The sequence below is a fragment of the Kosakonia sp. 1610 genome (genome assembly GCF_050435845.1).
Taxonomy (GTDB): domain Bacteria; phylum Pseudomonadota; class Gammaproteobacteria; order Enterobacterales; family Enterobacteriaceae; genus Kosakonia; species Kosakonia cowanii.
In genome coordinates this window covers 104,241-126,833 of the sequence record NZ_JBNDKZ010000001.1, presented here as the reverse complement: position 1 = coordinate 126,833, position 22,593 = coordinate 104,241, and the positions used below count along the sequence as shown (strand labels likewise).

Here is a 22,593-nt window from a genome sequence, read left to right as displayed (position 1 = left end):
GATGGCGCTCACGCTTATTCGGTCTACGCAACAGACTCCAGGCCCTTGTAGGCCGGATAAGGCGGCACGCCGCCATCCGGCAGAAAAAGCCACAGTGCAGTGCCGGATGGCGCTCACGCTTATCCGGCCTACGCAACAGACCTCAAACCCTTGTAGGCCGGATAAGGCGGTACGCCGTCATCCGGCAGAAGAAGCCATCGTGCAGTGCCGGATGGCGCTCACGCTTATCCGGCCTACGCAACAGACTCCAGGCCCTTGTAGGCCGGATAAGGCGGTACGCCGCCATCCGGCAGAAGAAGCCCCTACAGTTGCAGAATATCTTTCACAAACGGGATGGTGAGCTTGCGCTGGGCGGTGATCGAAGCGCGATCCAGCTGATCGAGGGTGTCGAACAGCGTGCGCATCTCGCGATCCAATCTTTTCAGCAGAAAACGGCCGACATCTTCCGGCAATTCGAAACCGCGAATGCGCGCGCGCAGTTGCAGCGCCTGCAATTTGTCCTCATCGGAGAGCGGCTGCAGCTTGTAGATCTGCCCCCAGTCGAGACGCGAAGCCAGATCCGGCAAGCCGAGATTGAGCTGGCGCGGCGGCCTGTCACCAGTGATCAGCAGACGGGTTTTACCCTGCTCCAGAATACGGTTGTAGAGGTTAAAGATCGCCATCTCCCACGGCTCATCGCCCGCGATGCACTCGATATTATCGATGCAGACCAGCGAGAGATGCTCCATCCCTTCCAGCACTTCCGGGACAAACCAGGTGCGTTTATCGAGCGGCACATAGCCCACGGCATCGCCGCGCTGAGAGAGTTCGGCGCAGGCGGCATGCAGCAGATGACTGCGGCCCGCGCCTTCGCGTGACCAGAAATAGATATAACCGCTGTGCGCCTCGCGCAAAACGTTTTGTAACGCCGCCAGTAAGGAGGGGTTATCACCCGGCCAGAAACTCGCAAAGGTTTCATCATCGGGTAAAAATAATGGCAGGGAGAGCTGTGCCGGCGTGTTCAGAGGTACCTCAACAGGGCTTACAAAAAACGCAGTGAGTCTATCATAAAAATCGACGCCGTTTGAACCGGGCGCGAGGCCCGGTTCAATTCTGTGCGCTACTTACGGTTTCGCCTGCTCATTTTCTGGCGCATCCAGTATCACCTCTTCCGGACGCAGCACGCTAATCAGCTTGAAGATCAGGCTCAGGCCAACGCCGACAATGGTCGCCAGCGCCATCCCTTTCAGCTCTGCCGCGCCGATATGCACCTTCGCGCCGCTGACGCCGATAATCAGGATCACCGAGGTAAGGATCAGGTTTTGCGCTTTGCTGTAGTCCACTTTCGACTCAATCAGCACGCGGATCCCCGAAGCACCAATCACCCCGTAGAGCAGTAGCGACACGCCGCCCATTACCGGCACCGGAATGATCTGGATCGCCGCCGCCAGCTTGCCGACGCAGGAGAGCAGAATAGCGATAATCGCCGCGCCGCCAATTACCCAGGTGCTATAGACGCGGGTAATTGCCATCACGCCGATATTCTCACCGTAGGTCGTATTGGGCGTCGAACCGAAGAAGCCAGAGATCATCGTCGACAGACCGTTGGCAAACATCGAACGGTGCAGGCCCGGGTCGCGGATCAGATCGCGTTTGACGATATTGGCCGTCACCACCAGATGCCCGACGTGCTCGGCAATTACCACCAGCGCCGCCGGCAGAATGGTGAAGATAGCGAACCACTCAAAGCGCGGAGTGTAAAAGGTTGGCAGCGCGAACCAGTGCGCCTGGGCGATAGGTGTGGTATCGACCACGCCCATGGCGAAAGAGAGCGCATAGCCTGCCAGTACGCCGATCAGAATCGGGATAATCGCCAGAAAACCGCGGAACAGCACCGATCCAAAGACCGTCACCGCCAGGGTCACCAGCGAAATGGTGATGGTTTTGCTGTCGGCGCTCTGCCCGTCTGCGGGCAGCAAGCCGGCCATATTCGCCGCCACGCCCGCTAACTCGAGGCCGATCACCGCCACAATGGCGCCCATTGCCGCAGGCGGGAACATCACATCCAGCCAGCCGGTGCCCGCTTTTTTGACAATCAGCGCCACCAGGCAGAAGAGCACGCCGCACATAATGAAGCCGCCCAGCGCCACTTCATAACCCAGCGGCAACAGCAGCAGCACCGGCGAGATAAAAGCAAAGCTGGAGCCGAGGTAAGCGGGGATTTTCCCTTTACAGATAAAGATATAGAGCAGCGTGCCGACACCGTTAAACAGCAGCACGGTGGCCGGGTTGATATGAAACAGGATTGGCACCAGCACGGTTGCGCCAAACATGGCGAACAAGTGCTGCAAACTAAGCGGGATCGTCTGCAAAAGCGGCGGTCTTTCACTCACCCCGATAGCACGGCGCGTCATAGTGTTTTCCTCTGAGTGTTGTTGTTAATCTCCCCGTCCGGTGCGGCGGGCAGTGTTCTGTTTCCCAAAAAAAAGCCGACTATCAAAGTCGGCTTTCATTGTGTTATCAGTTACTTCGTCCCAAAAATCTTATCGCCGGCATCGCCGAGCCCCGGGATGATGTACCCCTGCTCGTTAAGACCCTGGTCGATAGATGCGGTATAGAGTTCGACATCCGGGTGCGCTTTCTCAAGCGCCGCGACGCCTTCCGGCGCGGCTACCAGCACCAGCACCTTAATAGTGGTGCAGCCGGCGTTTTTCAGCAGATCGATGGTGGCGATCATTGAACCACCGGTCGCCAGCATCGGGTCAACCACCAGCGCCATACGCTCGTCGATGTTCGATACCAGTTTCTGGAAGTAAGGCACCGGCTCCAGCGTCTCTTCGTTGCGGTAGATACCGACAACGCTGATGCGCGCGCTTGGCACGTGCTCCAGCACGCCTTCCATCATCCCCAGACCGGCACGCAGGATCGGCACCACGGTAATTTTCTTACCCTTGATCTGGTCGATCTCTACCGGGCCGTTCCAGCCTTCGATAGTCACTTTCTCGGTTTCCAGATCCGCAGTAGCTTCATAAGTCAGCAGGCTGCCTACTTCTGAGGCGAGTTCACGAAAGCGTTTGGTGCTGATGTCGTTCTCTCGCATCAGGCCCAGCTTGTGTTTGACGAGTGGGTGTTTTACTTCCACGACCTTCATACTCTTCTCCTTCCGCTGACAGGTGGCAACCACAAAAAAATCGCCGGATTATACCGCTTTTTTCCCGTTTCGCTACAGGCAGCCGCTTGATCGCGATCAATTCAGCTGGAGAAGAGTATAAAACAATAATCGACGGCGCCCTGCAACAATGGACTCGCAAACGTTTGCCTTGGCTGTTAGAATTGCGCCGAATTTTTATTGCTACCGCTAGAAAACGCGTGGGGACAGAAGCAGTGACCGATAAAACCTCTCTCAGCTATAAAGATGCCGGTGTTGATATTGACGCGGGCAATGCTCTGGTAGACCGAATCAAAGGCGTGGTGAAGAAGACCCGTCGCCCGGAAGTGATGGGCGGGCTGGGCGGCTTCGGCGCGCTGTGCGCGTTGCCGCAAAAATATCGTGAGCCAGTTCTGGTTTCCGGCACTGATGGCGTAGGCACCAAGCTGCGTCTGGCGATGGATCTGAAACGTCACGACACTATCGGCATCGACCTTGTCGCGATGTGTGTTAACGATCTGGTGGTACAGGGCGCAGAGCCCCTCTTCTTCCTCGACTACTACGCCACCGGCAAACTGGATGTCGATACTGCTGCCAGCGTGATTAACGGTATCGCCGAAGGGTGTTTGCAGTCCGGCTGCGCGCTGGTCGGCGGCGAAACGGCAGAGATGCCGGGCATGTATCACGGCGACGACTATGATGTGGCTGGTTTCTGCGTCGGCGTAGTAGAAAAATCAGAGATTATCGACGGTAGCAAAGTCGCCGATGGCGATGTGCTGGTAGCCCTTGGCTCCAGCGGCCCGCACTCCAACGGCTACTCGCTGGTGCGCAAAGTCCTCGAAGTGAGCGGCACCGATCCGCTGACCACGCAGCTGGAAGGCAAATCACTGGCCGATCACCTGCTGGAGCCGACCCGCATTTACGTTAAATCCGTGCTGGAGCTGATCGAAAAGGTTGAGGTTCATGCGGTTGCGCACCTCACCGGCGGCGGTTTCTGGGAGAACATTCCGCGCGTTCTGCCGGATAACACCCAGGCCGTGATCGACGAATCCTCCTGGCAGTGGCCGGCGGTGTTTGACTGGCTGCAGAGCGCCGGTAACGTCAGCCGTCACGAAATGTACCGCACCTTTAACTGCGGCGTTGGCATGGTGATCGCCCTCCCCGCGCAGGAAGTGGATAAAGCGATTGAGCTGATGAATGCCAAAGGTGAAAAGGCATGGAAAATCGGTATGATCAAAGCTTCTGATTCCAGCGAGCGTGTGGTCATTGAATGAAAAACATTGTGGTGCTGATTTCCGGCAACGGCAGTAATTTGCAGGCGATTATCGACGCCTGCAAACAGAAAAGAATCAACGGCACCCTGCGGGCAGTTTTCAGTAATAAGGCCGACGCGTTCGGCCTTCAGCGTGCGCGGGAAGCGAATATTCCCGCTCATGCGCTGAGCGCAGATCAGTTTGCCAACCGCGACGCGTTCGATCGTGAGCTGATGCAGGAGATTGACGCCTACGCACCGGATGTTGTGGTGCTGGCGGGTTATATGCGCATCCTCAGCCCGGCGTTTGTTGCCCACTACGCCGGTCGCCTGCTCAATATCCACCCCTCCCTGTTACCGAAATATCCCGGTTTGCATACCCACCGCCAGGTGCTGGAAAACGGCGATGAGGAGCACGGCACCAGCGTGCACTTTGTCACTGATGAACTGGATGGCGGCCCGGTAATTTTGCAGGCGAAAGTGCCGGTGTTTGCGGGTGATAGCGAAGAGGATATTACTGCCCGTGTGCAGGCGCAGGAGCATGCGATCTATCCGCTGGTGGTGAGCTGGTTTGTCGAGGGTCGCCTGACCATGCAGCAGGGCGGTGCCTGGCTTGATGGCCTGCGTCTACCGCCTGAAGGGTATGCAGCGGACGAATAATTGCGCGTTTCCCCGGCTGCGGCTTTCGCAGCCTGGCTCTGTTCTGTGCCGGAGAGGCGAAACCATCTCCGGCACCTCCCCCTTCCCTCACCACTCCGCACTATTTTTCATCACGTTAAGCAATAAAACTGATTACTGTCATACTTTTTTGCCACAGTTGGACATCTGCTAACAAAGCTCGCCATAATAAGTTGTCTTATACGAAGGAACGCCAGCAACGTTCACCTGCAAGTCGAAGCACCGCATGTGCGAGAGGGAGTGGCCGTGCTTCGAGAAAGAACCGGAGTGTAAACAGGAATGGGTCAGGAAAAGTTATATCTCGAAAAAGAACTAAGCTGGTTGTGCTTTAACGAACGCGTGCTTCAGGAAGCCGCGGACAAAAGTAACCCCCTTATCGAACGCATGCGTTTTCTGGGGATCTATTCCAATAACCTTGATGAGTTCTATAAGGTCCGTTTCGCCGAGCTTAAGCGGCGGCTGATCATCAGCGAAGAACAGGGCGTGGCGACCAATTCACGTCATCTGCTGGGCAAAATTCAGTCTCGCGTATTGAAAGCCGACCAGGAGTTCGACGGGCTCTATAACGACCTGCTGCTGGAGATGGCGCGTAATCAGATCTTCCTGATTAACGAACGCCAGCTCTCGCAAAACCAGCAAAGCTGGCTGCGCAGCTACTTTAAACAGTACCTGCGCCAGCACATCACGCCGACGCTTATCACCCGCGAAACCAATCTGGTGCGCTTCCTGAAGGATGATTACACCTATCTGGCGGTAGAGATCATTCGCGGCGACGATATCCGCTACGCGCTGCTGGAAATTCCCTCAGACAAAGTGCCGCGCTTCGTCAACCTGCCGCCGGAGACGCCGCGCCGCCGCAAACCAATGATTCTGCTGGATAACATTCTGCGCTACTGCCTGGATGATATCTTTAAAGGCTTCTTCGATTACGACTCGCTCAACGCCTACTCGATGAAAATGACCCGTGACGCCGAATATGACCTGGTGCACGAGATGGAGTCGAGCCTGATGGAGCTGATGTCCTCAAGCCTGAAACAGCGCCTGACCGCCGAGCCGGTGCGGTTTGTTTACCAACGCGATATGCCGGATGCGATGGTTGAGATGCTGCGCGAGAAGCTGACCATCTCCCGCTACGACTCGATTATTCCCGGCGGGCGTTACCACAACTTTAAAGACTTTATTGGTTTCCCGAATGTCGGCAAAGCCAATCTGGTCAACAAGCCGCTGCCGCGCCTGCGTCACGTCTGGTTTGATAAATTCCGCAACGGTTTCGACGCCATCCGCGAGCGCGATGTGCTGCTCTACTATCCCTACCACACCTTTGAGCACGTGCTGGAGATGCTGCGCCAGGCGTCGTTCGACCCGAACGTGCTGGCGATCAAAATCAACATCTACCGCGTGGCAAAAGATTCGCGCATCATCGACTCGATGATCCACGCCGCGCACAACGGCAAAAAAGTGACCGTGGTGGTGGAGCTGCAGGCGCGTTTTGATGAAGAGGCCAATATTCACTGGGCCAAACGGCTGACGGAAGCGGGCGTGCAGGTGATCTTCTCCGCGCCGGGCTTAAAAATTCACGCCAAGCTGTTCCTCATCTCGCGTATGGAAGGCGAAGAGATCGTGCGCTATGCCCATATCGGCACCGGTAACTTCAACGAGAAAACCGCGCGTATCTACTCCGATTACTCGCTGCTGACCGCCGATGCGCGTATTACTAACGAAGTGCGCCGGGTGTTTAACTTTATTGAGAACCCTTATCGACCGGTGCAGTTCGACTATCTGCTGGTATCGCCGCAAAACTCGCGCCGCCTGCTTTATGACATGATCGACGCGGAAATCGCCAACGCGCAGAACGGTAACCCGTCCGGCATTACGCTGAAGCTGAATAACCTTGTCGATAAAGGGCTGGTAGACAGGCTCTATGCGGCGTCCTGCTCCGGTGTGCCGGTGAACTTGCTGGTGCGCGGCATGTGCTCGCTGATCCCCAATCTTGAAGGCATCAGCGACAATATTCGGGTGATCAGTATCGTTGACCGCTATCTTGAGCACGATCGCATCTATATTTTCGAACATGGTGGCGAAAAGCGTGTCTGGCTCTCCTCCGCCGACTGGATGACACGTAATATTGATTACCGTATTGAAGTGGCCGCGCCCATTCTCGATCCGCGCCTGAAACAGCGGGTACTGGATATTATGGAGCTGCAATTCAGTGATACTGTGAAAGCCCGTTATATCGACAAAGAACTGAGTAATCGCTATGTGCCGCGCGGGAATCGTCGTAAAGTACGCTCCCAACTAGCGATTTACGACTATATCAAATCCCTCGAACAGTCCGAATAATCTATGCCGATACAAGAGAAGATGCCACGACCGGAGGAGTTCGCCGCGGTCGATTTGGGTTCCAACAGTTTCCACATGGTGATTGCCCGTGTGGTGGATGGCGCGATGCAAATCATCGGGCGCCTTAAGCAGCGCGTGCATCTGGCTGACGGGCTGGACAGCAATAACATGCTGAGCGAAGAGGCGATGGAGCGCGGGATTGCCTGCCTGTCGCTGTTTGCCGAACGCTTGCAGGGCTTCGATCCGGCCAGCGTCTGCATCGTCGGTACGCATACGCTGCGCCAGGCGTCGAACGCGACAGAGTTTCTCAAACGCGCCGAAAAAGTGATCCCCTACCCGATTGAGATCATCCCCGGCAACGAAGAGGCGCGCCTGATTTTTATGGGCGTTGAGCACACGCAGCCGGAGAAAGGCCGCAAGCTGGTGGTCGATATCGGCGGCGGCTCGACGGAGCTGGTAATCGGCGAAGATTTTCAGCCACAGCTGGTTGAGAGCCGTCGGATGGGCTGCGTCAGCTTTGCCCAGCTCTACTTTGCGGGCAGCACCATTAACGGTGAAAACTTCCGCCGCGCGCGCATGGCAGCAACGCAGAAGCTGGAGTCGCTTGCCTGGCAGTACCGCATTCAGGGCTGGAACGTGGCGCTTGGCGCCTCCGGCACGATAAAAGCGGTGCATGAAGTGCTGATCGCACTGGGCGAGAAGGATGGCATTATCACTCCGGAGCGGCTGGAGAGAGTGGTCGCGGAAGTGCTGAAATTTAAGAGCTTCAGCGATCTTACCCTGCCGGGCCTCTCCGATGAGCGCAAAGTGGTATTCGTGCCGGGTCTGGCCATTCTGTGCGGCGTGTTCGACGCGCTGGCGATCCGCGAACTGCGGCTCTCCGACGGCGCGCTGCGTGAAGGGGTGCTGTATGAGATGGAGGGGCGTTTCCGCCATCAGGACATCCGTAGCCGCACCGCGCAGAGCCTGGCAAGCCAGTACAACATAGACCGCGATCAGGCGCGCCGCGTGCTGGATACCACCACGCTGATTTACGATCAGTGGCAGGCGCAGAACCCGAAACTTGGCAACCCGCAGCTTGCGGCGCTGCTGAAATGGGCGGCGATGCTGCACGAAGTGGGGCTGAATATTAACCACAGCGGCATGCACCGCCACTCGGCCTATATTCTGCAAAACAGCGATCTGCCCGGCTTTAATCAGGAGCAGCAGCTGATGATGGCGACGATGGTGCGCTACCACCGCAAGGCGATCAAGCTTGATGAGATCCCGCGCTTTACGCTGTTTAAAAAGAAACAGTTTTTACCGCTGGTGCAGATCTTACGTCTCGGCGTGCTGTTGAATAACCAGCGCCAGGCGACCACCACGCCGCCGACGCTGCGCCTGAAAACCGATGACAACCACTGGACGCTGAGCTTCCCCCATGACTGGTTTAGCCAGAATGCGCTGGTGCTGCTGGATCTGGAAAAAGAGCAGGAGTACTGGGAAGCGGTAACCGGCTGGCGGCTGAAGATCGAAGAGGAGCAGTCCCCGACCGTGGCGGCGTAAATCGCCACATTCGCTACTCCTCCACCAGCGCCGCCAGCGGCGCGGGTTTGCCAATCAGATACCCCTGAAGATAATCGATACCCAGCGCGACCGCCGCGCTGCGTATCTCTTCACTCTCTACATACTCCGCCACCACCTGCATCTTCTTCATCCGCGCCAGATGGCAGATCGAGGCCACAATCTGGTAATCGAGACTGCTGGCGACAATGTTGCGGATAAAACTCCCATCAATCTTCAGAATATCCGCTGATACGGTTTTCAGCCGCGCATAGCTGGCATAGCCGGTGCCAAAATCATCAATCGCCACCCGGCAGCCCATCTGTTGCAGCTGCGATAAGGTATTGATCGCCTGCGCCAGGCTTGGCAAAGCATTGCTTTCGGTGATCTCAAAAATAAGCTGCCACGGCTCAACGCCGTACCTCTCAAGCAGGCTGAGCACCTCTTGGGCGAAGTGCGTGCGGCAGAGGGAGGAGGGAGAAAGGTTAATGGCGAAACGCTGGCCGGGAAGCGCCTCGTGGTGCTGCGCCATAAAGCGCAGGACATGCTCCGTCACCCACAGGTCGATGCGCGATGAGAGGCCAAACTCATGGGCCACCGGCAAAAAGAGATCGGGCTTGATGATCTCGCCGCTCTCCTCGCGCATCCGCAGCAGGATTTCGTGATAATCGTCGCCGCGCACGCCCTGGATCCGCTGCGCCATCAGCACAAAATGGTCCTGCTCCAGCGCCAGTTGCAGGCGGTTCATCATCTCCACTTTGCTTTTCACCCCGCGCTGCACGTTCGCTGCTCCGCGGTTTTGCAGGCTTTCCGGGTGGTGGGTCGCCAGCGACAGATCGGCAATCGTGCTCAGCTCCCCCAGCAACATATAGAGATGTTTCACCGGCGAGCGCACGTAACAGTAGCTAAAACCGACCTGCGGCTGGAGCGGCATCTCATCCCAGACGAAACGAAACTGTTTGACCCGCGCATCCAGCGCCTCGATGCGCGTCTGGTGTGATTGGGTATTCAGGCGAATCACCAGATCGTGGCCGGAGAGCTGGTGGACACTCTCTTCTGCCGAGAGCAGCGGCTTAAGCCAGTCCGCCATGTGCTGTTTGTACTGAATACGCAGCCAGACGCCATAGTTGCGCCCGAGCAGCTCCAGCTCCGGCACGCGTAAAAAACAGAGCACCGACCAGGGGGTATCGGCAAGCGATCGGCTCAGGGCGCGCAGGTTCGGCATATGGGTGACCGGGTCGATATAGGCCAGCCGCCGGGCGCGATCGTGCACCTGCCGCTGGCGGGTCGCCATAATCGCCATCGCGAGGATCATAAAAGAGAAGACCAGATAGCTGGAGGAGGCAATCGCCAGTTGCACATCCCAGGTCGGCGAATTGGGCAGATAGTGATAGTAGAAGTGAACCGAGAGCACCAGCAGCGGTGTCCAGATAAAGAGCATAAAGCGAAAGCCGTAACGCATTGAGCCCCACAGCATCACCGGCAGCAGCAGCGACAGCGTGTAGTTAGTGCTGAATATCGAGCTGTTATTATTCAGCGGGCGCAGCAACAGCAGCAAAATGGCGGTAATAATGCCTAACCAGATCAGCAGTTCAATTCGCCTAACTTTTCGGTCGAACTCTGCGCGCAGCTGTGAGAACCAGGCAATCGCATAGCGCGGATGGCGCAAAATACGGATCACTAAATAGCTAAAGGGCACGCCAGTGATGGCCCCCACCAGCAGCGCCTGGTAGTTAATCAACGTGGGCACATTGAGCGCCAGCGCCCCGCCCTCATTAACCGCAACATCAAGATTCAGCCAGACACCCAGCTCAAGCAGGATCAGGTAGAGCGTGGCGGGGCTGAGCACCTGCCAGAAGACCCGCTGCGTCATCTGCCGCGTCGAACCATAGGCAATTTGATGGCGACGGGCGACAAAAAGCCGGTAGCCGAACCAGCTTAGCAGCAGCGGAATCAGCATATGCACGCATCGCTCCACCACGACGAACGGGCCAGCAGAGGCATAATGCCAGGTTAAGGCGATGATCACACCCGGCAATGCGGCCCAGCCAAAGAATGTCATCATGGTGGTGAACAGGGCCATCGGCAGGTAATAGAGCATCACCTCCTGACCTGAAATAATGGTGAACGTATTTGCCAGATTAACGAGCGGGTAGAAAACGGGGGTGATGATAAGCGGCAGCGCCCACCATCTGTCTTTGTATCTGTTGTAACGTCTTATCAATGACATAATCACTCAGCAAACCCGCATAACGCGAGAGAGGTGGTTAAGACAGGTTTCCAGCCTGACTACACGAAGCCCAAACAGCGTGGCAGTGCGCAAATGATAAGAAATTTAAGAGGTCAATGCGGAGTGACAATTGTTTTAGATCAAGTAATCCGCCGCGACGCGGTTATATTCGGCTGATTATTACCGATCTCGCGCTTTTTTATTTAAGGTGTAAATAATTAATTTATCTTATATAAAGTGTGGTGATATTTTATTCACACTGTTTTTGCGGCAAGCATGATTGATCTTAATAAGAGAGTGTGACTTAATGTCCCCGTCGCCCGTTGTTCGGGTATTCCTAAGGAACCATTGTGAGTCAGGCAACCAGTATGCGAAAACGACATCGATTTGACAGTCGCATGACCCGTATCGTACTTCTTATCAGCTTCCTCTTCTTCTTCGGCCGTTTTGTCTATTCCTCTGTTGGCGCCTGGTATCATCATCAGGAAAAAAGCCAGTTACAACCTGTTAGCCAGACTATCGACCCCACCGCACAACGTTAACGATTTCCGTTTTTTTTGCCTGCACGCTTTCGCGTGGGGTCACGCACGCTTATTTCCCCTCGTCAGGCGTAATGCGTAAACCGCTCGCCAGCGCGGTAAAGGCGTCTATCATTTTTGGTAACGCCTGCTCTGGCTCGTCGCTGGCCGCGACCCACAGGGCGGCATTTAACGCCGCACCGTTTAACAGGCGCGCGGCTGCGTCGGCATCAACCGGCTTGAGTTCTCCACGTTCAATCATGGCGATCACCGTCTGGCGCGTGGCTTCGAGGCAGCTATTCTGGCTTGGCCACTGAGCCGGATCGCCGAGAAACGCCGGGCCATCAAGCAGGACAATGCGCCGCACCTCTTCATCCAGCGCCATTTTAATGTAGGTAATGCCTTCGGCTAACAGTTGCTGCCATGCGTTGGCGGCTTTCGCGGCCTCAACCTTCGCCCGCTGCGCCATCTCGCCATCAATCTCGGTGACTACGGCTGCCAGCAGCCCTTTTTTATCGCCAAAATTGTGGTACAGCGCGCCGCGCGTCAGGCCGACGCTGGCGGTTAGCTCATCCATCGAAGCGGCGGCAAACCCTTTTTCAGCAAAGGCTCGTCGCGCTGCCGCCAGCAATTTCGCACGGTTCTCTTCCATCGTTTCACTGCGGCGTTTACCGGCCATCATCCTCTCCTTTTCACATACGGTGTGTATCTCATTTGACATACATCGCGTATGTGATATTAATCTCATATACGCGGCGTATATTAAACCTTTTTCCTGCGCCGCGCACTTCTCTTACTTACATTGCCAAAAGGAACCACGATGATCCGTCGCGAAGCTGTTTTCCCTGCCAACCGTCATGCGCTTTATGAGGCGCATGGCTACTCCGCCGCCATCCGCTCAGGCGATCTGCTCTTTGTCTCCGGCCAGGTCGGCAGCCGGGAAGATGGCACACCAGAGCCCGATTTTGCCCGCCAGGTTGAGCTTGCCTTTGCGAACCTTAGCGCAACCCTTGCCGCCGCCGGCTGCACCTTTGACGATCTTATTGATGTCACCACCTTTCACACCGACCCGGAGGTGCAATTCCCGACCATCATGCAGGTAAAACAGGCGATTTTCCCGCAACCGCCCTACCCCAACTGGACGGCAGTGGGCGTCAACTGGCTGGCAGGTTTCGATTTCGAAATCAAAGTGATTGCCCGCATTCCCGACGCGCAGCCGTAACGCGCGACGCACGAACCATCACACCGCTGTGGCGCGATGTGCCAGGCTGATCCTGTCCTTACTGCACAACGGAGAAGTGATGATGATGACCTTATGCCGCGCCTGCGGCACCTCGTATGAGACCGCAGGCGAACACCCGCAGCAGTGCAAAACCTGTGTTGATGAGCGGCAGTTTGTGCCGCCCGGCGGACAACAGTGGGTCGATCCCGCCGAACTGCTGGCTTCCCATGCCAATAAGTGGACCCAGCACGAGGCGGATCTCTTCAGCCTGCAAACGGTGCCGGATTTTGCCATCGGTCAGCGCGCCTTTCTGGTGAGAACACCGGAGGGGAATATTTTATGGGATTGCATCGCCACCCTCGACGCGGCGACAAAAACGCTGATTGCCGCGCTGGGCGGGCTGAAAGCCATTGCCATCTCTCACCCTCACTACTACACCACCATGCAGGATTGGGCCGCCGAGTTTGACGTGCCGATCTATCTGCACGCCAGCGATCGCGAATGGATCATGCGCGACACGCCTTATCTGAATTTATGGGAGGGCGATACGCTTCAGTTGACCCGCGACGTCAGCGTGATGCGCCTCGGCGGTCACTTCGCGGGCGGTGCGGTGCTCTACTGGGCGCGGGATGATGGCATTGTGCTGTCGGGAGATATCGTGCAGGTCGCGCCGGGCAATGACGCGGTCTCGTTTATGTGGAGCTACCCGAATATGCTGCCACTCTCAGCCGACACGGTGAGCGACATGCTGCGCCGCCTGAGCGCGATAAACTTCACCCGGCTCTACGGCGCATTTGAAGGTCGGGAGATTACGCACAACGCCGCAGAGATCGTGCGGCGTTCCGCCGAGAAGTATATTGCCTGTCTGCGCTAACGGGCTCAGCCTGGCCCTTCGCTGGCGGCTGCCAGCAGCGGCACCAGCACATCGCTGATGGGCACCGCAATGCCGTGCGCATGGCCGAGCCGCTGGATCACGCCGTTACGGATATCCCACTCCAGCGGGCGGTTCGCCTGGCGGTCAGCCAGAATAGAGGTGCCCAGATCGGCAGGCGCGCGCTGGAAGTTGCCAACAATCTCCTGCGGCACGTCATCTTTCAGCACCGCCCCTTCGGCGCGCGCAACGGCCAGGCACTCACGCAAATAGGCCAGCGCTAAATCGGTAATATCGTCACGGGAAAACATACCGGCACGGCGATTGGCCAGCACCATCAGCCCGGCCGCCGCATTCTGCAACAGCTTGCGCCAGGCGATAGAGAGAAAATCCGCAGAGAGATCGACCGCGCAGCGCGTGCCGCTTAATGCTTCGACCACCCGCTGTGCCTGCGGCACATCCGGCAGAGTCAGACGCGGTTTCGCCCGCAGCCAAACGGAGGCATCCGGCTCGCGCTGCGCCGGGAACCAGACCACGGAAGGGAGCACCGTCGCGCCATTGACCAGCGGCGCGAGCTGAGCTTTCTGCTCCACGCCATTTTGCAGCGCGCACACCACCGTCTTTTCATCGCACAGCGCGGCGAGCCAGCCCGCGCTCTCGGTAACCTGAGTGGTTTTCACCGCCACAAACAGTAAATCGACAGGCTGCTGGATCGACGTTGGCTCGGTGAGAACCGGGCCGGGGACGACGATCTCGCCCTCATCGTGGCGCAACGTTAACTGCGAATGTGCAGTGCGCCCGCAGAGCAGCGGCGCACGATCAACTTCATGCAGTGCGGCAGCAATAGTCGTGCCAATCGCGCCCGGGCCAATCAGCGCAATCGTAAGATTTTCAGACATCAAACGTTCTCCTGCTGTGATCATCGGTTATCAGTGCCCATCAGGCGAGATTGACGCATAAGCCTGTTTTCGCCTGCATAACACCATAAGCCCGTTGCAGAACGAAAGACAGCCGATTTCGTCTCACGCCTCTTTTGCCCGCCGCGTAGCCCACTCACAAAGCCGCATGATGACAACAAAAAAGACCGGCACAAAAAACAGCGACAGCACGGTGGCGCTGATCATACCGCCAAACACCCCGGTGCCTATCGCATGCTGGGTACTGGCGCTGGCGCCGCTGGCAATCATCAACGGCACCACGCCGAGCGTAAAGGCAAGCGAAGTCATCAAAATGGGGCGTAGCCGCTGCCGCGATGCCATCAGTGTCGCCTCGAGGGTGCTTTTGCCCTGCAAACGCAGCTGGCGGGCAAACTCAATAATCAGAATGGCGTTTTTCGCCGACAGACCAATCAATGTAATCAGCCCGACTTTGAAAAAGACATCATTGCTCATACCGGCGACGATCACGGCGACAAGCGCACCGATAAGCCCCAGCGGCACCACCAGCATCACCGCAAAGGGGATCGACCAGCTCTCATACAGCGCGGCAAGCACCAGAAACACCACCAGCACCGACAGCGCAATCAACCCCGGCAACTGGGCGGCAGAAGCTTTCTCCTGTAGCGAACTGCCCGCCCACTCGCCGCCAAACCCCTCTGGCAGTTCGCGCGCCAGCTGCTCCATCGTCGCCATCCCGGTGCCGCTCGAGTGCCCCGGCGCGGCGCTGCCGGTAATGCGTATTGCCGGGTAGCCCTGATAGCGGTTGAGCTGCTGCGGCGACTGGGTCCACGTTGCGCTGACCACGCTTGAGAGTAAAACCATCTCACCGCGTCTGTTTTTCAGCGGGATGTTGAGCAGCGTCTCTGGCTGCATCCGGTATGCGGCATCGGCCTGCACAATCACCTGCTGTAAGCGACCGTTCTGCGTGTAGTCATTAACGTAATTCGAGCCGGAGGCGACGGAGATCGCCTGGTTAATCTCCTCAAACGAGACGCCCATCGCCTCGGCTTTCTCGCGGTCGATAGTCAGCGAGATCGAGGTGCCCTGCGGCAAACCGTCGATATAGACATCGGAGAGCGCGCCGCTTTCATTCGCCTTCTCCACCAGCGTATCCGCCGCCTGTTTCAGCGCGTTATATCCCTTTCCTGCCCGATCCTGAATATAAAAGGTAAACCCGGATGAGGTGCCCATATCGGAGATGGCAGGCGGCAGCAGGCTCATGGTCGTCGCGCCCGGCACGGACTCCATCTTTTGCTGGATAAGATCGGCCTCACTCTGCGCCGTCGCACCGTGGCGCTCCTGCCACCCTTTCAGGGTGGTAAAGGCCATCGCCGAGTTCTGTCCGGAGCCTGAAAAGCCAAAGCCGAGGATCATCAGGTTGCTGTCAATGGCCGGGCGATCGACCAGCGCCTGCTCAAACTGCTCCACCACCTCGGTGGTGCGCTGCATAGTGGCGTCCGAGGGAAGCTGAATGGAGGACATAAAGTAGCCCTGATCCTCTTCGGGTAAAAAGGAGGATGGCAACGCCACCAGACCGGCAAACAGCGCGATGCAGAGCGCGGCGTAGATCAGCAGCATGCGGCCGCTGCGCATCAATACCCATAAAAGCCCCGATTCATAACGCGCTGACAGCCCGTTAAAGGCGCGATTAAAGCGGGCGGAGAATCCGCGTGCAGCGCCCGTGTGCGGCTTCAGCACCGTTGCGCAGAGCGCGGGCGTCAGGGTAAGCGCCAGGAAGGCGGAAAAGAGGATCGACACCGCCATCGCAATGGCGAATTGTCGGTAGATCAGGCCAACAGAGCCGCTGGCGAAGCCCATCGGGATAAACACTGCGGTCAGTACCAGCGTGATACCGATAATCGCCGGCGTGATTTCGTGCATCGCCTGCCGGGTGGCATCTGCGGGCGTCATCCCCTGCTCCTCCATCAGGCGCTCGACGTTCTCAACCACCACAATCGCGTCATCGACGATAATGCCAATCGCCAGCACCATGCCAAACATGGTGAGGATATTGATGGAGTACCCGCTCAGCAGCATCACCGTAAAGGTACCAAGCAGCGCAATAGGCGCGACAATTGCCGGGATCAGCGTACAACGCACTTTATGCAGGAAGAGCAGCATCACCAGGAACACCAGCACCATCGCTTCAATAAAGGTCTGCACCACTTTGTAGATGGAGAGTTTAACGAAGGGCGCGGTATCAAAAGGCACCGTAAAGACCATTCCTTCCGGCAGCACACTTTTCAGCTCCGCCAGACGCTGGTGCACCGCCGCTGCGGTATTAATGGCATTCGCCCCGGTGGAGAGCTGGATCGCCGCAGCCGTTGCCGGCACGCCATTCTCGCGAATACCAAAGGCGTAGCTCTGTAAACCGCTCTCGACACGTGCGATATCCGCCAGCCGCAAACGCGCGCCGGTGGTGTTCGACTTCAGCGTGATATTGCGAAACTCCTCAATGGAGGAGAGCTGGCCTTTGACGGTCAGCGGATAGGTGACGCGCTGCCCCGCCAGCGCAGGCTCATCTCCCACGCGTCCCGGCGAGACCAGCACGTTTTGCTGCGCAATCGCCGTGGTTACATCGCTGACGGAGAGCTGATAGCTGTGCATTTTGAGCGGATCGAGCCAGATACGCATCGCCTTCTCGCCGCCAAAAAGCTGCACCTTGCCGACGCCGGGAAGACGGCGCAGCTCATCGGTCACATTGCGGGCAAAGTAGTCGCTGAGATCCGCCTCCTGGTACTTACCGTTCGTCGATTTCAGCCCGACCATCATCAAAAAACCAGTCTCTGCCGCATCGACGCTGATCCCGTTTTGCCGCACCACCTGCGGCAACCGTGGCTCGACAATTTTGATCTGGTTTTGCAGATCGATCTGCGCGAGCTTGACATCGGTGCCCGGTTTAAAGGTGACGGTAATCGACGCCGTGCCGCTGGTATCGCTGGTGGCCTCAAAATAGAGGATGTTATCTACGCCGGAGATCTCGCGCTCAATCAGCGAAATAACCGAAGTGTTCATCATCTCCGGCGTCGCACCTGGAAAGGTGACAGAAATAATCACCCCTGGCGGAGCCACCGCCGGATATTGTGATACGGGCAGCTTTGGAATGGCGAGCAGCCCGCCGAGGATAATAAATAGCGCAATAACCCAGGCAAAAACGGGGCGTGCAATAAAAAAGTGCGGCATGGTTTTATTTTGTCATGTTGTCCAGAGGATCAGGCGCGGGCATGATTATGACTCGCCATTTTTTGCGCCTGGTTAATCAATAATCGTAAGGTTTATCTGTTTAGTCTTAATGCATGGTTGATGGAGCCTGTGTGGAGAGCGGGATAAGTTCAGAAGCGCCGGACGAGTAAAAACAGCGGCGTCACACCAAAAAAGGCGGTCAGAAAGCACTCATAGTAGAAAGTGAGATCGTAAATCGTCGGTACGCGATAGCGTAAGACGTTAAAAATAACGATCAGGCTAATAAAGAGAGAGGCAATAATCAGAAAGATAAGCGTTAATTCCTGTAATACGCCGCTTTTCTGCTGCACTGCCAATAAAAACGTACAGGCGCAGAGGTTGATATAGAGCAACGGCGAGGCGAGCAGCGTTAGCGCGACTTTCTCACCAATATGGTGTATTAACAGCAGCCATATATAGAGCAGGCCCCAGCAGACCAGCAGAAAAACAGCCAGCGAGGGAAAATTCTCAACCCTGGGTTTTATATCCAGTTTCATCATTGCTTCATTCCTGATGAATAAACACGGCCCGGCAGTCGTGATATTTACTCTGCACGTAAGGCAGCACACACCGGCTTTTTGCACCAATGGCAGAACAGTGAGCGACTATTGTTATCCCGCTGCATGTACATTTTTTAACGTGAATGTGGAGTCTGTGTGGAAGCCGTAATGAGGGGTTAAGAAAGAGCGCATTACGGCATGCAACTTTTGCCGTCGGGTCTGGTCTGACTGTGGCAAATTGCTGGCAGGACACCACCGTGTTTCATTCAGAAAGAACTAAATTAATACGCACTGACATCGTCAACGGTAGCGGGAGAGAAGATGGACAATAAGCACCTTATTCTGGTTGCTGAAGATGATGATGAAATCGCCGATATTCTGCAAAGCTATATCCATCGCGCCGGTATGCGTACGCTGCGCGCGGCCGACGGCGAGCAGGCGATTAGCCTTTGTTATCTGCATAAACCCGATCTGGTTTTACTTGATATTCAGCTGCCCATCCATGATGGCTGGAGCGTTCTGAGCGCGGTGCGCAAAGAGAGCACGGTGCCGGTCATCATGGTTACCGCGCTGGATCAGGACATCGATAAACTGATGGGGCTGCGGCTCGGCGCGGATGATTACGTGGTGAAGCCCTTCAACCCGTCGGAAGTGGTGGCGCGCATCGAAGCCGTGCTGCGCCGCACCAAAGCGGGCGGCGTGCCGCCTTGCGATAAACCGATTCGCACCCAGCATGTGACGGTCTATCCCGAGGAGTTTTATGTCGAGGTGCATGTTGATGGCGAAACGGTCACCCCGCTGCTGACCACCACCGAATTTAAGCTGCTGGCACACCTGGCGAAAAACCCGCGCAAAGTCTGCTCCCGCGAAGAGTTGCTCAATGCCTGCCTGCCGGAGGGCGATACGCTGGATCGCACGGTGGACAGCCATATGAGTAAGCTGCGCAAAAAGCTGGAGCAGTGCGGCCTGAAGGGGATGCCGGAGAGCATTCGCGGCATGGGCTACCGTCTGGGGCAGATGAAATGAGCCGCCAGCAGACATTAGATCGGCAGATCCTGTGGTTTATGATCTCACTGACGCTGATCGTGATTGCCATCGCCATCATCGGCTCTTATCTCTTTTATGCCTTTCTGATCGATTACATCCCCGGCGGTGCGGAGATCGGCAATGAGGAGCAGATGACGATTGTCGACTGGGCGTGGATCCTGATGGTCACCCTAGTGTCGCTTGCCATCTCGCTCTTTTTCGCCGTCAGGCTGTCATCAAAAATCCTGCGCCCGTTAACCTCTGTCGCCACCAGCCTGCGGCGGATTGCCGAGGGCGATCTCGGTGCGCGCGCCGCCTGTTCCAGTTCGCACCTTGGCGAGGTCAATAACCTCGTTAATGACTTCAATACCATGGCGGAAAAGCTGCAAACCCTCGAGGCGCAGCGCAAATCGTGGAATGCGGCGATTGCCCACGAGCTGCGCACGCCGGTGACGATCCTGCGCGGCCGGCTGCAAGGGCTGGTCGATGGCGTGTTCGACGCCGATCCGGCGCTTTTTGCCAACCTGCTGAAACAGACCGAAGGGTTAACCAACCTGATTGAGGATATGCGGGTGGTAAGTTCTTCGGGCGCGGCGCAATTTTCATTAACCCTTGAGGAGGTCGACTTAAAGTCGACGTTGCAAAGCGCGATCGATGCCTTCTCGCTGGAGTTCGCGCGGCATCACGTCAACGTCATCGCAGAGCTGCGCCCTCAGGCATGCGTATGCGATCCGCTACGCATTATTCAGTGCCTGACGGTGCTGTTCGATAACGCCATCAAATATGCCACCTCGAAAACCCTGGTGATTAAAAATGGCGCCACCGATAAAGAGGTGTACGTGCTGGTGCAGGATCATGGCCCCGGCATTCCTGAAGGGCTGCATAAATTCCTGTTTCAGCCTTTTCAGCGCGGAGCCGATGCGCGCGAGGCGCACCCGGAGGGTTGCGGGCTGGGCTTGTCGGTAGTGAAAGCGATCATGCTTGCCCACGGCGGCGATGTGACCTACACCCTGACGGCCAACCGCCATTCGCTGTTCAGGCTGAGCTGGCCGTTATGCGCAACGCGCTAAGTTAAATTCAGCCGCCACATCTCACCCAGCCGGGCATCCCACTCGGCCGGGACGATCTTCAGTTTTCCCCGGCGCGGGCTGAGGGTGATTTCACTAAAATAGATCCCCTCCTCCGCCGGCATAAGATCGATGCGGCAGTAATCGATCCCTTTGGCTAACCGTTCCGACGCGCCGATCGCTCGCGGCAATAAGTCAGGTTCGGGGATCGCACCGGGCGTATTGGGATACTCCATCTGGTAGGGCTGCAACTGCCATGCGCGGTTATAGACGTTGATATAACCATTCCCCTCTTCATCGGTAAAATCTGCCTCAATCACCTCGGCGACACCGTGGAAGCAGTGGAGGCGCAGCATCTCTGGCGTCTGGTTTTTATTGCCGCGGGTAAAGACGTCGATATATTTCTCGCACAGAATAACGGGCGCAATATCTTTGTACTGCCACTCGCGGGTGGCGTAATACATATTCTTTTTCATCGCCAGCGACAGCTTATTAATGGCTGCGCCAACGTTAAGTTCATCCTTATCAAGACAGACCACCGCGCTGCCGCTGTCGTGATTACACTTCAGCACAAAGCGCTGCGGCAGGGCGTTGAAATCGATATCGCTGACTTTGTGATAAACACCCAACAGCGGCACGATGCGTAATTGATCGGTGCGGGCGCTCACATAATCACGCACCGCCAGCTTATCCGCCAGCAGGGTGTAAAGCGGGTTTCGGTCATACAGCATGCGGTGGCAGATCTTTTCGCTGAGCGTCACCGGATGGCGCAAATCGTGTTCGCGTCCGGAAATTCTTTTTAGCCTGCTGGCATGAAAATGGCTGTCCGCCACGGCGCAGGCAGTCATTTTTTTCGCTAAATAAGAGATGTATTTACGGAAATAGTCGAGTTTGTTCATTGCCCCCTCCTGAGAACAATGAAGATTGTGAACAGCTTTTATTGCGCGATATTGCGCGAATTATGGAGGGAAAATGGAGGTCAATGAACGACCTTTCGCGCCGTTTTAAATAATTCAGCCCTTCTCTTTTTTCTGGTAATAAACTCTCTATCGCTAAACGCACAAAGCGGGCTACCAGAATTGGCGGCGCGGGGTGTTTGAAGGGAGAGGGAAAGTTCTTTACTCTCGAAGAGCAGACACATATCCATCCCATTGATGATAAAAATCATCTCCAGATAACTAAAAATGATAAGGAAAAATCATGGCCATTGAGATCGCCACCCAAGTGACGGAGCAGGACAAAGAGGAGCTGCTGAGCGGCTTACGGCGCTATAACCAGCAGTTTATTGATGGCTCTGGCTGGGGTCAGGTTGGCATCTACAGCCGAAACGAGGCGGGCGCGATGGTCGGTGGGTTAATCGGTACGCAAAAAGGGTTATGGCTGTGCATCGATTTTTTATGGGTCAGCGAAGAAGCGCGAGGTGCCAGGCTTGGCAGCACGCTTATCCGCACGGCAGAAGAGCAAGCACAGCGTATGGGCTGCCGACACGCGCAGGTGGATACCGCCAGTTTTCAGGCGCTGCCCTTTTACCTTAAACAGGGTTACGAACTGAAATTAAGCCTGCCGGACTTTCCCGGAGAGGGGATGCAGCGCCATTATCTGATTAAGTTAAACCTGAATGATCCGCGCTGAGGCCAAAATGGATATTGCCTTGCAGCAGCTGGATGAGTCGCATATCACATCCTGCGCGCAACTTTACTGCCGCACCTATCAGCAAGCGCCGTGGAATGAGAGCTGGCCGTCGCCGCAGCCGATTGTCGAGTTTATTCAGGCGCATTTGGGCAATAACTATTTCCGCGGCTATATCGCCAAATATGGCGATGAGGTAATCGCGGTGAGCATCGGCTTTAAAAAACCGTGGCCCGGCGGCATGGAGTATTACATTGATGAGTTCTTTATCGATCCGGAGTATCAAAGAAAGGGAATCGGAACCCAGCTGATGAGTTTTATCGAGGCGCGCTGCCTTGATGAAGGGCTGAATGCGATAATCCTCAACACGCAAAAAGGGTATGCTTCAGATGATTTCTACACGCGTAATGGCTTTAAAGAGCATCAGGGCT

Annotated in this window: 19 protein-coding genes and 1 pseudogene; 11 read left to right on the top strand and 9 right to left on the bottom strand. The window is 56.4% G+C overall.

Translation table 11 applies throughout. The features are described 5' to 3' along the window. Window positions 1–302 precede the first annotated feature (302 nt). From ABIC80_RS00565 to upp, 3 genes are all read right to left on the bottom strand, one after another. Window positions 303–1,004 (bottom strand): DnaA inactivator Hda, encoded by a 702-nt coding sequence (locus ABIC80_RS00565; protein WP_034813832.1) that lies wholly within the window; start codon window positions 1,002–1,004, stop codon window positions 303–305. Between the two features lie 99 nt (window positions 1,005–1,103). Continuing rightward, the gene (gene uraA / locus ABIC80_RS00560) at window positions 1,104–2,393 is read right to left on the bottom strand and encodes a uracil permease (protein ID WP_076768803.1); all 1,290 of its coding nucleotides are present in this window, start codon (window positions 2,391–2,393) and stop codon (window positions 1,104–1,106) included. Window positions 2,394–2,503: 110 nt separating this feature from the next. Beyond that, window positions 2,504–3,130, bottom strand: coding sequence for a uracil phosphoribosyltransferase (gene upp / locus ABIC80_RS00555; RefSeq protein ID WP_023481179.1), 627 nt, complete (start codon window positions 3,128–3,130; stop codon window positions 2,504–2,506). Window positions 3,131–3,363: 233 nt separating this feature from the next. Between upp and purM the strand changes: the two genes are divergently transcribed. From purM to ppx, 4 genes are all read left to right on the top strand, one after another. Next, on the top strand, window positions 3,364–4,401 hold the full coding sequence (gene purM, locus ABIC80_RS00550) for a phosphoribosylformylglycinamidine cyclo-ligase (protein WP_042713694.1): 1,038 nt from the start codon (window positions 3,364–3,366) through the stop codon (window positions 4,399–4,401). Further along, window positions 4,398–5,039, top strand: coding sequence for a phosphoribosylglycinamide formyltransferase (purN, locus tag ABIC80_RS00545; protein WP_367165197.1), 642 nt, complete (start codon window positions 4,398–4,400; stop codon window positions 5,037–5,039). Before purM ends, purN begins: the two co-directional genes overlap by 4 nt. A 297-nt stretch (window positions 5,040–5,336) precedes the next feature. Next, a complete protein-coding gene (gene ppk1, locus ABIC80_RS00540) occupies window positions 5,337–7,397 on the top strand; it encodes a polyphosphate kinase 1 (protein WP_042713690.1) in 2,061 nt (686 codons plus the stop codon). A 3-nt stretch (window positions 7,398–7,400) separates the two neighbouring features. After that, entirely contained in the window at window positions 7,401–8,942 is a 1,542-nt protein-coding gene (gene ppx / locus ABIC80_RS00535; protein ID WP_094421502.1) for an exopolyphosphatase, read from the top strand. A gap of 13 nt (window positions 8,943–8,955) precedes the next feature. Here the strand turns inward: ppx and ABIC80_RS00530 are convergent, their stop codons facing one another. After that, window positions 8,956–11,169, bottom strand: coding sequence for an EAL domain-containing protein (locus ABIC80_RS00530; RefSeq protein ID WP_429174967.1), 2,214 nt, complete (start codon window positions 11,167–11,169; stop codon window positions 8,956–8,958). Window positions 11,170–11,519: 350 nt separating this feature from the next. On the opposite strand from ABIC80_RS00530, the gene ABIC80_RS00525 reads away from it, so the two are divergent. Next, window positions 11,520–11,711, top strand: coding sequence for a YfgG family protein (locus ABIC80_RS00525; protein ID WP_071789562.1), 192 nt, complete (start codon window positions 11,520–11,522; stop codon window positions 11,709–11,711). Window positions 11,712–11,760: 49 nt separating this feature from the next. Here ABIC80_RS00525 and ABIC80_RS00520 read toward each other — a convergent pair whose 3' ends face one another. Beyond that, the gene (locus ABIC80_RS00520; RefSeq protein WP_429176434.1) at window positions 11,761–12,366 is read right to left on the bottom strand and encodes a TetR/AcrR family transcriptional regulator; all 606 of its coding nucleotides are present in this window, start codon (window positions 12,364–12,366) and stop codon (window positions 11,761–11,763) included. 141 nt (window positions 12,367–12,507) lie between these two features. On the opposite strand from ABIC80_RS00520, the gene ABIC80_RS00515 reads away from it, so the two are divergent. Continuing rightward, window positions 12,508–12,909, top strand: coding sequence for a RidA family protein (locus ABIC80_RS00515; RefSeq protein WP_312604910.1), 402 nt, complete (start codon window positions 12,508–12,510; stop codon window positions 12,907–12,909). A gap of 82 nt (window positions 12,910–12,991) precedes the next feature. Beyond that, entirely contained in the window at window positions 12,992–13,783 is a 792-nt protein-coding gene (locus ABIC80_RS00510; protein ID WP_429176432.1) for an MBL fold metallo-hydrolase, read from the top strand. Window positions 13,784–13,788: 5 nt separating this feature from the next. On the opposite strand, the gene ABIC80_RS00505 is transcribed toward ABIC80_RS00510, so the two are convergent. The 3 genes from ABIC80_RS00505 to ABIC80_RS00495 all read right to left on the bottom strand — a co-directional run bounded on the left by ABIC80_RS00505 (window position 13,789) and on the right by ABIC80_RS00495 (window position 18,440). Beyond that, the gene (locus ABIC80_RS00505; protein ID WP_429174964.1) at window positions 13,789–14,679 is read right to left on the bottom strand and encodes an oxidoreductase; all 891 of its coding nucleotides are present in this window, start codon (window positions 14,677–14,679) and stop codon (window positions 13,789–13,791) included. Window positions 14,680–14,802: 123 nt separating this feature from the next. Further along, the gene (locus ABIC80_RS00500) at window positions 14,803–17,901 is read right to left on the bottom strand and encodes a multidrug efflux RND transporter permease subunit (RefSeq protein ID WP_429174962.1); all 3,099 of its coding nucleotides are present in this window, start codon (window positions 17,899–17,901) and stop codon (window positions 14,803–14,805) included. 149 nt (window positions 17,902–18,050) lie between these two features. Beyond that, window positions 18,051–18,440: a transporter gene (locus ABIC80_RS00495; RefSeq protein WP_242388710.1), complete on the bottom strand. Its 390-nt coding sequence runs from the start codon at window positions 18,438–18,440 to the stop codon at window positions 18,051–18,053. Window positions 18,441–18,761: 321 nt separating this feature from the next. Here ABIC80_RS00495 and ABIC80_RS00490 point away from each other — a divergent pair, with 321 nt between their 5' ends. Both ABIC80_RS00490 and ABIC80_RS00485 read left to right on the top strand, forming a co-directional pair. Then, window positions 18,762–19,466 (top strand): response regulator, encoded by a 705-nt coding sequence (locus ABIC80_RS00490; protein ID WP_054803511.1) that lies wholly within the window; start codon window positions 18,762–18,764, stop codon window positions 19,464–19,466. Beyond that, window positions 19,463–20,536: an ATP-binding protein gene (locus tag ABIC80_RS00485; RefSeq protein WP_367165189.1), complete on the top strand. Its 1,074-nt coding sequence runs from the start codon at window positions 19,463–19,465 to the stop codon at window positions 20,534–20,536. Before ABIC80_RS00490 ends, ABIC80_RS00485 begins: the two co-directional genes overlap by 4 nt. Here ABIC80_RS00485 and ABIC80_RS00480 read toward each other — a convergent pair. Further along, complete coding sequence (locus ABIC80_RS00480; RefSeq protein ID WP_429174960.1) at window positions 20,533–21,432, bottom strand: ATP-grasp fold amidoligase family protein; 900 nt, start codon at window positions 21,430–21,432, stop codon at window positions 20,533–20,535. The two genes, ABIC80_RS00485 and ABIC80_RS00480, sit on opposite strands and share 4 nt — an antisense overlap. Before the next feature lie 301 nt (window positions 21,433–21,733). Between ABIC80_RS00480 and ABIC80_RS00475 the strand changes: the two genes are divergently transcribed. Further along, entirely contained in the window at window positions 21,734–22,165 is a 432-nt protein-coding gene (locus tag ABIC80_RS00475; protein ID WP_429174958.1) for a GNAT family N-acetyltransferase, read from the top strand. Beyond that, window positions 22,152–22,574 (top strand): annotated as a pseudogene (locus ABIC80_RS00470) (GNAT family N-acetyltransferase); the annotation flags it as partial. The gene ABIC80_RS00475 and the pseudogene ABIC80_RS00470, both read left to right, overlap by 14 nt. Window positions 22,575–22,593 lie beyond the last annotated feature (19 nt).

Coding starts and splice junctions, on each gene's coding strand:
- ABIC80_RS00520 (WP_429176434.1), bottom strand. CDS start 12,366: ATGGCCGGTAAACGCCGCAGTGAAACGATGGAAGAGAACCGTGCGAAA.
- ABIC80_RS00485 (WP_367165189.1), top strand. CDS start 19,463: ATGAGCCGCCAGCAGACATTAGATCGGCAGATCCTGTGGTTTATGATC.
- purN (WP_367165197.1), top strand. CDS start 4,398: ATGAAAAACATTGTGGTGCTGATTTCCGGCAACGGCAGTAATTTGCAG.
- uraA (WP_076768803.1), bottom strand. CDS start 2,393: ATGACGCGCCGTGCTATCGGGGTGAGTGAAAGACCGCCGCTTTTGCAG.
- ABIC80_RS00515 (WP_312604910.1), top strand. CDS start 12,508: ATGATCCGTCGCGAAGCTGTTTTCCCTGCCAACCGTCATGCGCTTTAT.
- ABIC80_RS00475 (WP_429174958.1), top strand. CDS start 21,734: ATGGCCATTGAGATCGCCACCCAAGTGACGGAGCAGGACAAAGAGGAG.
- ABIC80_RS00500 (WP_429174962.1), bottom strand. CDS start 17,901: ATGCCGCACTTTTTTATTGCACGCCCCGTTTTTGCCTGGGTTATTGCG.
- ABIC80_RS00530 (WP_429174967.1), bottom strand. CDS start 11,169: ATGTCATTGATAAGACGTTACAACAGATACAAAGACAGATGGTGGGCG.
- ABIC80_RS00495 (WP_242388710.1), bottom strand. CDS start 18,440: ATGATGAAACTGGATATAAAACCCAGGGTTGAGAATTTTCCCTCGCTG.
- ABIC80_RS00490 (WP_054803511.1), top strand. CDS start 18,762: ATGGACAATAAGCACCTTATTCTGGTTGCTGAAGATGATGATGAAATC.
- ABIC80_RS00505 (WP_429174964.1), bottom strand. CDS start 14,679: ATGTCTGAAAATCTTACGATTGCGCTGATTGGCCCGGGCGCGATTGGC.
- ABIC80_RS00510 (WP_429176432.1), top strand. CDS start 12,992: ATGATGACCTTATGCCGCGCCTGCGGCACCTCGTATGAGACCGCAGGC.
- ABIC80_RS00480 (WP_429174960.1), bottom strand. CDS start 21,432: ATGAACAAACTCGACTATTTCCGTAAATACATCTCTTATTTAGCGAAA.
- ppx (WP_094421502.1), top strand. CDS start 7,401: ATGCCGATACAAGAGAAGATGCCACGACCGGAGGAGTTCGCCGCGGTC.
- upp (WP_023481179.1), bottom strand. CDS start 3,130: ATGAAGGTCGTGGAAGTAAAACACCCACTCGTCAAACACAAGCTGGGC.
- ppk1 (WP_042713690.1), top strand. CDS start 5,337: ATGGGTCAGGAAAAGTTATATCTCGAAAAAGAACTAAGCTGGTTGTGC.